Here is a 13,604-nt window from a genome sequence, read left to right as displayed (position 1 = left end):
ACAGACAGACAGACAGACAGACAGACAGACAGACAGACAGACAGACAGACAGACAGACAGACAGACAGACAGACAGAGTTGGTGCCTGTTTTTTTGACATGAAAAATATTATTAAAAAGCACAAATGAGTCTATTTATATTTAATAAATAGGTTTATTTGTGCTTTTTATTTTCAAGAAAATTCATTTTAAAACATAAAAATTTTATCATAAATAGGAGGTAGTAATTGAAAAAATTAAAGATTTTTAAGAAAAAATATATAGCAATCATATTAGTCATATCTATAATTATTCAATATACTGGATATGATGCTTTTGCAATGAATGTAAGAAAATATATTGATGGATTTATACAAACAGCTTCTAATATAGAGTTTGTAGATGAAAAAAATAATGAAGTTGTATCAAATGATGAACCCATAAAGATATACAGTTTTGAACAACTTAAAAAAATAGGCTCTGGAGAAACTATTGAATCAGATGGTGTAGAGAGAACATTCAGTAATGATGCAGATTATATGATAATGAATGATATAGAAATACCCAAAGATGATTCATGGGCATTACCTTCTGGATTTGATGGAAAATTTGTAGACAATGGAGAAAATAAAGAAATAGATTTATATGATAAGAGTACAAATACAGTCAAGATATATAATAATTATCAGTTGCAGGAAATAGGAAATGAAAATTCTCCTGTAATGTCTAATGATGCAGAATCAGAAATGTTTGGTTCTGGAAAGCCTGTTTATGATCAGAATAAAGATATGGTAACGTATGGCGACAAGAATACTAATTTTGTGATTTCAGAAGACTTCACGGAAGATATGACTGTACCGATATCAGATGCAAATACAAATGAATGGAAAAAAGCTGATGGAGAAGATTTTGCAGGTAGAGATTACCCAGGTCAGGTTTACAAGGAAATAAATGGAGAAAAGTATATATTAATAGGAAATGAACAACAGCTAAGGGCTATTGGAAGTAATAAATATGTAACACCTAGAATGTATAAATATGCAGTATATGTAGAAGTAACAGGAATATTTCCATTACTAGATAGAAGAGAATATACTTCATATATGCCATATTATCCTGGAGATGCTGATATAAATTTAATAAATGATTATCAAAATAATAACTGGGAAGAAAGTTACGAATTATTAAATATTCATACTAAAGATAAAGGATTAATTTCTGAGATATTAGAAGGATTAGGAGATATAATAGACGATATACTAAGCATAGTGCTTCCAGGAACATATTTAAAAGAAAAAGGTATGTGTGGAGTAAATACTGAGGAAACTAAAGGTATAATAGGGGAAGCAAATAAGGATGTGTTAATATTTGATAATAAAGATTTAAAATATACATCAGATGCCAATTATATTGTATTTAGAAATATAGATTTAAGTAGTAATTTGGAAAATACTTCAACTGGTAACGGAAATGGCAAAATCGACGATTGGACTCCAATAAATATATCTGGAAATTTTGAGGGTAAATTAGGAATGGTTGACGGTAACTCTGTAACTATTTCTAATATAAATGTAAACACAAGTGGAGTTTTAGATCCATCAACAACAATAGGTATAGGATTTTTTGGAACTGTCTCAAGCAAATTTGATTCGTCATTCAAATCATTGTCATCTACCGTAAAGAATATAAATTTAGATAATGTTAAAGTTAATAATGGATATACATCAATAAACACAGAAGTAGACTCATTAGCAGAAGCATTATTAGGAGGACTTGGATGGCTGTTAGGTGGTATTCTAGGAGGAGTAGAAGATTTAATAGGCGCTATTTTACCCGACATTAATCTAAACTTAGAAGATTTAATAAAAGGACTTCTAAATGTAAAAATATCCAGTGAAGATGTATTTGCTACTGGCTCTTTTGCAGGAAGGATAAGCGGAAATGTAAAAGTAGAAAATTGTAATGTTACAAATGCATCCGTATCATCAACTAAGTCTATGCTAGGAGGTTTTGTAGGATATACAGAGGGAACAGAAGAGTATGACGGATTATCTGAAATTCTAGGAGGTTCAACAGAATTATTAGTTTCATTACTGAATATTCTACCAGGAATAGGGTTAGGAGATTTAATAACAGTACTATTAGATGGAAAGATATTGAATCTAGATCAGCTTATACCAACAGAATATATAAAACCCGAAATTACAAATTCCTCTGTGTCATTAGAAAATGGAAATATAGGTGAATTAGACTCAGATTATAATGGTGGATTTGCAGGACTTCAGAAATCTACTAAAACAGAAAACTGTACAGTAACAGGACTTACATCTGTAAAAGCAAATAATGGAGCTGGAGGATTTGTAGGAACATCAAGAGATGCAATAGTAAAAGGACTACTTAAGGATTTAGGAATAAGTTTAAGTAAACTGGATATAAAAAATGAGTATACAGGATGTTCCGCAAATGGAACAGATATAAACGTAACATCAGCAGATAACTATGCTGGAGGATTTGCAGGATTGATGACAAATTCAAAAGCGACAAACTCATACATAAACAATCTTTCAAGCATAAAAGTTGAAAAAGTAGGAACTGGAAATCTATTTAATGAGAAAGACAGCGATAACTTAGGAAATTATGCTGGAGGATTTGCGGGAAGAGCAACTGTAGGTTATGGAGCTTCAATAGGAGGAAAAGATGAAACAAATAGTTTAATTTCATCAGTAGGAGGTCTGTTGGAAGATGCTATTGCTGGTGGTAATGATGATACAGTATCAACACTTTTAAATATAGCCGGAGTTGAAGCAAGTGAACTGATAGGCTGTGGTATAACAGGAGAAAATATCATAGTATCTGCTACAGGAAACTATGCTGGAGGATTTGTAGGTCAAGGAGACGGACTGAAAATAAATCCTAATGAAAAGTCAGAAAATGGAACAACATCTTCTACGGGAAGCATAACAATAGATAATTTAGCTTCTGTTACGGCTAATAAATATGTAGGTGGAGCTATCGGAAGCGTATCAACAGCTGATGCTATAGGTATACTAAATAATACTATTGGAGTAGGAAAATATATAAAATTTGAAATAAACAATTTAACAATAAATGGGAAACAAGGCACAGGTCTTGTGGTAAAAGCGAAAGACTCATATGCAGCAGGAGGTATTGCGCTTGCAGTAGGAGGAGATATAAACAAAGTCGATATAAAGAATATATCTTCTGTAACCTCTAAAAACTATTCTGCTGGATTTGTTGGAAGAGCCGGAACATCTGGACTTGCAGATACAAAAGGATTAGATTTACTTGGTCTTGGACTTGTAAAAGTAGATAATGTTTTATCTCTTGCGGATGGAACTAAAATTAACATAAAGGAATCTAGTGCTGAAGGTAAGTCAGATACTGGATATATTGTATCAGCTACTGGATACACAGATTTAATTACAAATACAGATAATATAATGGCAGGTGGATTTATAGCGGAATCAGCCTCTGCCAATATAGAAAATTCAAAAGTAAAATATTTAAAATCAGTAACTGCACCTACTGCAAATGGAAAAGGAAATGATTATAAAATAGATTCATATGCAGGAGGTTTTGTTGGAAGAACACATACAGGAGGATTATTAGGACTTTCAAATGAGGGAGAAGATGGTAAATTATCTCTTCCAGGAATATTAGACGTAGAATCTCTAATTAATCTTGTTCCATATTTAATACCTAAGTTTAAAGATTGTACAGTTGAGTTTTTCAAAGTAGAAAAACTAGAAAGTTCAACTGGAGATGATAACAAAGAAACTGTAGAGGAAGTTAAAGTAGAAGATACTACAAAAAACTCTGATGAAAGTGAAAATACATCTGATACAGAAGATAGTAGCAATAAAATAGATTCATCAAATAATCTAATAAATATGTGGAATAATATAAAGGAAAATAAAGAACTTGATAATATAGAATCTCAGGTAACAGCTGATTATGCAGGTGGGTTTGCAGGAGAAATAGAAAGTGCGAAGGTAGATAATGCAGAATCAGAAACTACATCAAATAGTCAGAATAATTCAGCTTTAGGAAATGAACGAGAAATGTCTGATATTACTGTTAGTGAATCAGATAAGCAAGAGGTATCAGAGAAAAATACAGAAAAAACAACTGAGAGTAGCAATAATGTAGACGAGAAAGCGGAAGTTTCATCTACGGAGGAAAGCACAAGTACTACAACAACTACTACAGTTGAAAATAATAAAATATATGCAGTATTTAATCTTGAAAGAGTAGATGGATATAAATATGCAGGTGGATTTGCAGGAAATATAATTGCAGGTGGTGTTGCATCATCAGATGGATTAAAGCTATTAGGAGGAATAACACTTGATATAAAAAGTTTACTTTCAGTCTTAGATGTATATATACCAGAGATAAATAATGCTGGAGTAAGTTCTATTAAAGAGGGCTTTATAGTAGTATCAGATTCTGATGATGGATATGCTGGTGGATATGCAGGTAAAGCAAGTGGAGCTAAAATATCAAATTCTGATGTATCAAAACTTAAAAATACCACGGTAATACCTCCCACTGATGGATTTGAATCAGATGATGCAAGTTCATATTTCAGTGAAAATCTTTCAGCTTATGCAGTTAGAGCAGGACGATATGCAGGAGGATATATAGGAAGAGCTGATATAGACTCAGCAGCGGCTGTTGGAGGAGGAATCAAACTTCTTGGAAACAGTATAGGTCTTGATAATATATTATCTGCAATCGATATAGTGACAACAGATATAATAAATTCAAATGTATATGGAGTTACAGGTGGATACTCAGTAATTGCAGACGGAATTGATTCCACAAATTCAAATTTAATAAATCAAGAAGAAGTAGGTCATGCAGGAGGATTTGCAGGATTTATATCTGGAACGAACATAGAAAACAGCAATTCATATAATTTCAACTACATTATAGGTAGAGAAACTGCAGGTGGTCATACAGGAAAAGCAGAACCAGGAAATACAGCATCTGTAGTAGATGATGCAGGCATACTTGGAAATCTAGTTGATATAGAAGGTGGACTTGCAGGAGTGCTTAATACCTTTATTCCTCAGATTATAAATTCAGAAACAACATCAGTTCCTTGTGGTGGTGCTGTAAGAGCTGAGGGTGAAAGTGATGGAATGTACAATAGAGGATATGCAGGTGGATACATTGGACATAATGAGGGTGGACGTATAAAAGGAAATGATTCATCAAAAGAAGGATCAAAAGAAGCTGCAACAGTTAGAATAAGATCCGTATACGGTACAGAAACATCTGGTGGATTTACAGGGCTTATGGAAACAGCAGATTTAGCTGGTACAGGAAACATAAGTATATTAAATGGGCTTGTTAAGGCAAGCAATCTTTTAAGTATATTAAAAGCAGTATATCCTACAGAAACAAATACAGCTGTATATGGACCACTTAGAAAGTTAGATATGGATACTTGGAATAAATGGGTTGAAGATGTTGGAAGTAAAGGCGTATATGGTATAAATGTAGATCTCAAACCAGTTGAAAATGAAGATGAGCTAAAAACTCTTATAGAAAAATATGCTTATGGTTACAACGTAAAATCAGGAAGAAAAACTGAAGTATCAGACAAAGGACAGTATGGTACAGCAGGTGGATATGTAGGATACATGAAAAGTGGTGTGATAACAGAAGCAAATGCATGGGATACAATGAATGTAAATGCCTTTAAAGCAGCCGGTGGATTTGCTGGAGAAATGGCAACCGGTGGAGTGACTGAAGTAGGAGGTCTTGATCTATTAGGTATAAATGTAATAGGAAACACTATATCTGCTCTTCAGACATTTGTACCAGTTATAAAAAATTCTTCTGTAACAGGATATCAGTCAGGTCTAAGAGTAAAGGCCGACACAGCAAACCAGAAATCAAATATAATAATAAATCCAGACAAAGTAATTGAAAAAATATCAAACTTTTTCTCGGAAGAAAAAGTTATAAAAGGTGGTTATGCAGGTGGTTTTGTAGGTCATATGATAGGTGGTCAGATTTGGGGTAATCAGGTAGTTGACTCATCTGAAAATGTGGTACAAAAAAAGGATGCTATAGAAACAGTAGATAACAATAATAACACAGAAAAAGATACTTTAATTGAAGATATTGAAAAAACTACGACAGAAACTGACACACAAAATAAAGAAGATGCTATTCAGGAAAAAAATGACAAAAATACAACTGATAAAACCAAAGAATTAGAGTCTTCATCTGAAGAAGCAGGTAATACAGATAAAAATAAAGAGAATGATGAAGATAGTAAAAAAGAAACTTCTGAACAATACAAAATATCTAATAATGACTCAGATAAAGAAAACATATCAGAAGATAAAGCTCAAACATCAGAAAAAATCGAGCCAAAAGTAGCTACAGATGCAGTAGAAGATGAAACAAATAATAGATGTTTTGTAGATAATCTTAGAAGAGTTGATGGAACTGAAGCAGTAGGTGGTTTTGCAGGATTGATAGAACCAGGAAGCGCAGCTGCACTTGATACTGCAACAAGCGAAGGACTTCTTGGAGGGCTTCTTCAGAAACTGATAACGACACCAGGGGATTTACTTAAAGTTTTAGATGCGACACTTGCGACAGTAAAAGCAGCCGATGTAAAAGCATGGGATGATTGGGGAATAGTAGTAAGTGGAGCATATATAGATGGAAACTCATCTACAATGGAATATGCAAAGACAGCAGGGGGATTTGCAGGAGAGATAAACGGAGCGATAATAGGAGACAAAAATAATCCTTCAGAAGGTATAAATATAGACAATATAAGAAGTGTAACAGCTGGGGAACATGCCGGTGGTTTCTTTGGTCTTGCAGATGTATCAGCCGTAGCTGAAATATCTGGAGAAGGAGAGACAAGTATAATAGGTCACTTAATAGATTTAGGTGCAGTAGATGTACTTGATGCTTTTAGAACGTATATATATAGTTCAAAAGTAACAGGAGCAGGAACTGCTGGTGTAGAGATTCATGCCAAAGAAGGCAAAAAGACAGAATATATAAATAAACCTGTATATACAGGAAATGCAGGAGGATTCGGTGGAACCCTTCTAAACGGAAGTGTAAAAGATAGTAGTGTTGAGAATCTTAGAAATGTATATGGAATAAACTATACAGGCGGATTTGTAGGTCACTCAGGAAAGAGCGGGACAGTAGATCTTGATTCAGCAGGAGTATTAAATAAATTCCTAAATGCTACAGCAGGAGTATTAGATGTGTTCGGTTCACATATTGAAGGATGTAAAGTAGTCGGTATAGTTGATAAATCTTCAGAAAATGGTCAAATAAGAGGATACTCTGTAATAAGCGAAAACAGAGAGCTAGGAGACAAGAGTGAAATTGCAGGAGGTTTTGTAGGTTATGCAGATCTTGCAAAAATAGATGCATGTTCAAGTTCTAATTTAATGCAGGTATCGAGTGGAGAAACAGCAGGAGGATTTGCCGGAGAGACTACATTTGCATATCTTGCATCAGTTGGAGCTGACTCAACTCTTGTAAATCTGATATTTAGTGCTCTAGGACAAGTTCTTCACATTATATACACTGAGGGACTTGAAGAACTAGTAGATATAACAATAGATGCAGTATTAATAAAAGTTAAAGTTCTAGATAATGATGTAGTTGAACTAAATATACTAGGTCTAATTGTAAGATTGTCTATAGATAAGGGTGTAAGTGAAGATTACGACCTTGTATCTGTAGAAATAGGGGACAGTACAATAAAACTAAAATGTGATAAAGAAACTGGTCAAATACTTGATGGTCAGGAATCTGTAAAAGATGAGATCAGTATAAATCTTATAAAAGCAAATAGAACAAGAATATCAAAATCTACAGTAACAGGTATACCTGATGGATATGATGTATATGGAAGTGGCTCTGGAAATGAAAATCCAGCTACGATAGATAACGGATATGCAGGTGGATTTGTTGGATTTAATAACGAAGGGCTTCTTGAAGATAATAGTATGAAGTATGCGGATGTCATAAGAGGTCCTGCAGAAAAAGCAACGGATTTATTCCTGGTACCAGACGGAGCTACTGGACCATTTACAGGACAGTCATCTCTTGAAAGTAACTGGTCTTTCAATAAGCTGGAAAATATAGAGGGCAAAAATAACTTCTATAGAATCTATAGAAAAGCTGACAAACAATATCCAGTGCTTAAAGAAAAAGATGGAACAGTTATAAATGCTGAATTTAGAACTGATGGAGATTGGAACAACCTTTATTATGTACAGCATCTGGTAGATGTAAATAGATTTAAAAATCTAGAAGATGCATATATGGCTAATGACAGTATGCCAAATGAGAAATATATGCTTAATGCATATCAGGAAAATGGAGGAAAGGCAGTTCTTATGAACGACGTTCCTACTATACCACTTGCTCCAGACGGAGAGCCAGAGCCTGGAGATGTTCAGGATCCTTGTGATGAATTTGTAACTATAAATCTTGATAAGATATGGAAAGAATGGGTTTCTGGAGAAAGACCAGATAGAGTTACATTCTACATATATGGAACATATAAGGATTCAGAAGGAAACGAAATTTGGGATGATAAGGCAAAATATGAAGTAACTCTTACAGAAGAACAGATGCAGGATGAAAACACATGGAAAGTTTACATCAAAAACCTTCCAGCGTATTTTATAAATGAAAATAAAGAAAAAGTATACTACACATATAAGATACGAGAGGAAGAAATCCCAGATTATAATGTGAGTGTTGATTACGAAGTAACTGTAGAAAATGATAAAGACGATATTTATCATATTATTGTTACTAATAGTAAGAAATGGCAATACATTCTTCCAGAAACAGGAGGATTTGGAACAATGGCTATATATCTTTTAGGTATAGCAGCTCTTATAATAGCAGCTTTGGCATACAGAAAAAGATATAAATTAAGTAAAAATTAATAAGTTAAAATCCCTCCCTTTGAGGGAGGGTAAAAATAAATATTTTGAAAGGGGATTTTTTAATGAAAAAGTTAAAACAATTAATGGTAATGATGCTTACAGCTATAATGATATTATCAATGGCTGTAACAGGATTTGCCGCAGTAGGAAATGGAAGTCTTACACTAAAATTAAAAGAAGGAGATTCAATTAAAGATAATTTATCAATAAAAATGTATAAACTTTATACATTGAATAGTTATAATGGAAAAAATTATTCTTATACTATAAACAGTAAGTATACAGAAACTCTAAAGACGATTCTTTCAAAAACTAATGAGGATGAAATTTATGAGACTATTTCTGGATATGCTGATGATAGTACAGAAATAAATAATTTTGCAGATAATTTTATAAAAAATTATTCTGGAGCTGCTGATAAAACAGCTACATTGACAGCAGAAGCAGGCTCAGTCACAATAGGCGATGTTCCAGCAGGATATTATTTAGTATTTGTAGAGGGAGTAAAACCAATTCTTATTACAATAACAGATAAAGGTGAAGAAATAAATTTAAAATCAGAGGCTCCTAAAATAGACAAAGAGGCTGATAAAGAAGATGTAAGTATAGGAGAAATAGTTACATATACTATAACAACAAAGATTCCTAAAGCAAATACAGATACTTTTGTGTATAAGATAACAGATACACTTTCAAGTGGATTAGATTTTGTAAACTTTAATGATAATAGTTTAGCAAGTGGAAACCTTGTAATAGAGACTAAATTAGATGATTCAGCAACAACTGGAATAGAAGCTTTAGTTTCTGGAAGAACTATGACTATAGATTTATCTCAGTATGTAAAAGATCATCAGACATCTGATATTGGAAAAACTCTTACAATAAAATATAAGGCTAAGGTTAATGCTAATGCAGTTGTAACAGAGAAAAACAGTGCATCTCTTGAATATGGAAATAATCCAGAAGAGACAATAACAAATAAGCCAGAAGAAGTAAAAACTCCAACATTCCCAATACATATAAACAAAACTGATAAAGAGGGAAATCCTCTTGCGGGAGCTAAATTTGAAATATATGAATCAAAATCAAATGAGCCTAATACAATGGGCGATACAGCGATAAAAATAGAAGCATCAACTCCTGATGGAGTATATAAAGTATCAGAAAATCAGACAACTGGTAATACTGAAATGACTACAGTAGCAAGTATATCAGGTTCTAATTTTGGAAAAGAAGGCGGATACAACCTTGTTATAAATGGTCTTAAAGCAGGAAATTATTGGCTAAAAGAGATATCAGCTCCAGATGGATATAATCTTTTAAAGAATCCTATAAAAATAACAATAACAAACAATGGAGATACTACATATACTATAGCCGAAGAATCAGATGATGCAACTGTTTCAGATAATATAATTACAATTATAAATAAAACTGGTGCAGAACTTCCAGAAACTGGTGGTATGGGTACAGTATTATTTACTGTAATAGGTGCTGCATTAATAATAATGGCAGGAATAAGACTAGCTAGAAGAAACAGTGAACAGGAATAATAGATAAAATATACAGGGGGAATAAATTCCCCTTGTATATCTTTTAGTATATAGAAGAAATAATCTATATAGGTTGTCTGTTTTATATACTAAAAAGAAAAGGAGATAATATGAAGAAAAGAAAGAAAAAGAACAAAAAACTACAACGATTTCTGGATATACTTACAATATTAGCTCTGATAATAGGGCTTGGTGTATTATTGTATCCAACTATAAGTAACTACCTATATGTCAAAAGAAGCGAAAAAATTATTTCTGCATATGAGAATAACTCTATAGATATGGGAGAGAATGAAAAAACAAAAAAATATAACAATGCAATTATATATAACCAGGGACTATTGAATGGAGTTACTATATCAGATCCCTTTTCTACAAATATAGAAACGGACGAAGTTTATGAGAGGCAGCTAGATATTGACGGAAATGGAATGATGGGTTATATTGATATACCGGAGATAAATCTGGAAGCACCTATATATCACGGGACAAAAGAGGTTGTTCTTCAGGCAGGGATAGGACATCTATACGGTTCGTCACTTCCCGTTGGAGGGGAGAGTACACACTCTGTTTTAACTGGACATAGAGGTCTCCCAAGTAAAAAACTATTTACGGATTTGGATCAGATGGATATAGGGGACAGATTTTATATACATATACTTGGCAGAACTCTTGCATATCAGATAAATCAGATTGTTACTGTACTTCCTACACAGACTGAAGAACTATCAATAGTTGAAGGGATGGATTATTGTACACTTGTGACGTGTACTCCATATGGAATAAATACACATAGACTTCTTATAAGGGGAGAAAGAATACCTTATTCTGAAGATGATTACAAAGATGATGTTAAAAAAGGTAAATCAGATATAATTTTTGAAATTATAATTCTTTTAATAGGAATATTTATTATATTTTTACTTTTATTTCTATATAGAAGAAAAAGGAAGAAAGGAGAAAAAGTAGTTGAAGAATAGTATTTTTAGGAAGATAATGGTTCTTACGTTATCATTAATGATATTTACATCTGTTTTTCATAAAGATTTTTCGTTTGCAGAAGAAGCAAACTCAATAACTGTATATAGTCATTCTTATAATATTGATAATGAAGAAATAAATATAAAAGGTGCAGATTTTTCATTATACAAGGTTGCTTTATATAATAATGGAAAATACCAGTTATCAACTGACTTTAAAAAATCAGGGGTATCTATAAATAGCAGAAATGCATCAGAAGAAATGGAATCGGCAGAGAAGTTATATATTTATGCACAGGAAAAGTTTATATCATCGAAGTCTAAAACGACGGGTAGTGATGGAACTGTAAAATTTTCAAATCTTGAAGAAGGAGTATATCTTATAGCTCAGACAAATAAAGTTTCTATAAATGGATTAACATATACAACCTCTCCAATTATTGTAAATACAAAAGATAACACATCTTCAAATATAAGGGTAGAACCTAAAAATGGAATTGAGCCAGAAAAAGAAAAACTTACGATAGATCTTAGAGACCTTACTATATATACAGGTGGAAACGAAAAAGGTGGAGATTTAGATGGATTTCCAAGACCTAGATATACAGGAATACCAGAAAATGCAACATATTATGTAGATGGTAAAAAATGGGACCCAAATGAAGGATATCCATTTGAAGTTATATATACATATGGAATAGAAAATAAAGACTTGAGTATAACAGATACAGGAATATATGCTAAGGATGATACAGATCCTGGAATATATGTATCCCATATAGTGCCAAAAGAAAGAGGTTCGGAAATTACATGTAGGCTTAATGGTGAATCAAAAGAAAAAGAGCTTGAGTTAAATGAGGGTCTTCTGACAATAAGAGATGTTTATTATGAAGAAAGCAACGAACAGCTTGGTATAACTGTTAGTGAAGGAAAAGTTCTTGATGATGATCTTTCAGCAAGTCAGAAAAAAGATTTAGAAAATGGGTTAGGTGTTGTATCTATACCAGAGGGATCAAAAATAAGTGTAAATGGAGATGATACATTGGGTATTGTAGGCATTGATGATTCAGCACTTTTATTTGATACATTATTATATTTTGATACAGTAGATTCAGATACAGGTAAATATGTATTGGAAAGAAGAACTGAAGACACGCTTAAAAGTTCCGGAGCAAATATGGAAAACAGAAAATATGAATCAAAGTATCTAGATCTTGTTTGTGATCAGGACGGTAACTTATGGCTGTCTTCAAGTAAGGGATGTTATGTATATTGGCCTTATCCTGAAGGTACTAATAAGAATACAAAATTTGACTTATTTCATTACAGTGGATTGCATAGAGAATACGGTATAAAAGGACACGAAGAAATGGAGGATGCTGTATGGGATGCTCCTCAGGAAAAAATAGAAATAGAAAATACGGAGTATGGAATAAGATTTTTTGTCCCTGAATCAGGATTTAGTCCGTTTGTATTATCATGGGCAGAAAAAGAAAAAAATACAACTACGAATGAAGATGATAAGAAAGATGAATCTATTGCAGATAAAATTTTTGAACATGTAAAGACAGGAGATGCTGGAATATTATCTGCTGTGATATTATTTATATTAGCATTATTTGGTGTGGTTATGTTAAACAAAAGAAAGAATAATAATTAATTATCTAAAATAGGTGAATTTTTATTTACCTGTTTTTAAATATAATAATAAATAGCTTGAAATGTATATGCATTTAATGGTAAAATAATATGGTAAGACATTGCGTCGAAAAGATAAAGACTAAAAACAAAACAAAGCTAAAAACAAAAAATGGCCCGATTTTCGAATCGGGCCATTTTTTGTTTTTTGAAAAAAATATATATGTATTAAGTGTGATAAATGGATAAAAAAACTCCAAATCTTGCATTGAAAGAGATTAATTTTTTTTGTATAATATAAAAAAGATTAAAAAAATATAAATTTAATAATTAATAAAAAACAAAAAAATTATAATAAAGGAGGTTGACACTTATGACAAAAAATAGCATAATACTTAGACAGACAGACAGACAGACAGACAGACAGACAGACAGACAGACAGACAGACAGACAGACAGACAGACAGACAGACA

At 32.5% G+C, this 13,604-nt stretch carries 4 protein-coding genes; all 4 read left to right on the top strand.

What is annotated here, in order from left to right; all coding sequences use genetic code 11:
• The first annotated feature begins 226 nt into the window (after positions 1–226).
• The 4 genes from EXD82_RS09945 (at position 227) to EXD82_RS09930 (ending at position 13,152) form a co-directional block, all read left to right on the top strand.
• Positions 227–8,959 carry an LPXTG cell wall anchor domain-containing protein gene (locus EXD82_RS09945; protein WP_142536766.1) on the top strand — a complete coding sequence of 2,911 codons (8,733 nt, stop codon included), beginning with the start codon at positions 227–229 and terminating at the stop codon, positions 8,957–8,959.
• A gap of 62 nt (positions 8,960–9,021) precedes the next feature.
• Entirely contained in the window at positions 9,022–10,512 is a 1,491-nt protein-coding gene (locus tag EXD82_RS09940) for a SpaH/EbpB family LPXTG-anchored major pilin (protein WP_142536767.1), read from the top strand.
• A gap of 110 nt (positions 10,513–10,622) precedes the next feature.
• The gene (locus EXD82_RS09935; RefSeq protein WP_142536765.1) at positions 10,623–11,492 is read left to right on the top strand and encodes a class C sortase; all 870 of its coding nucleotides are present in this window, start codon (positions 10,623–10,625) and stop codon (positions 11,490–11,492) included.
• Positions 11,482–13,152 (top strand): pilin N-terminal domain-containing protein, encoded by a 1,671-nt coding sequence (locus EXD82_RS09930; protein WP_142536764.1) that lies wholly within the window; start codon positions 11,482–11,484, stop codon positions 13,150–13,152. The genes EXD82_RS09935 and EXD82_RS09930 overlap by 11 nt, the downstream gene beginning before the upstream one ends.
• Positions 13,153–13,604 lie beyond the last annotated feature (452 nt).

This window comes from Peptacetobacter hominis (assembly GCF_006861675.1).
GTDB lineage: Bacteria > Bacillota > Clostridia > Peptostreptococcales > Peptostreptococcaceae > Peptacetobacter > Peptacetobacter hominis.
The sequence above is the reverse complement of the archived record's forward strand: the minus strand, read 5'-3'. Positions and strand labels throughout refer to the sequence as shown.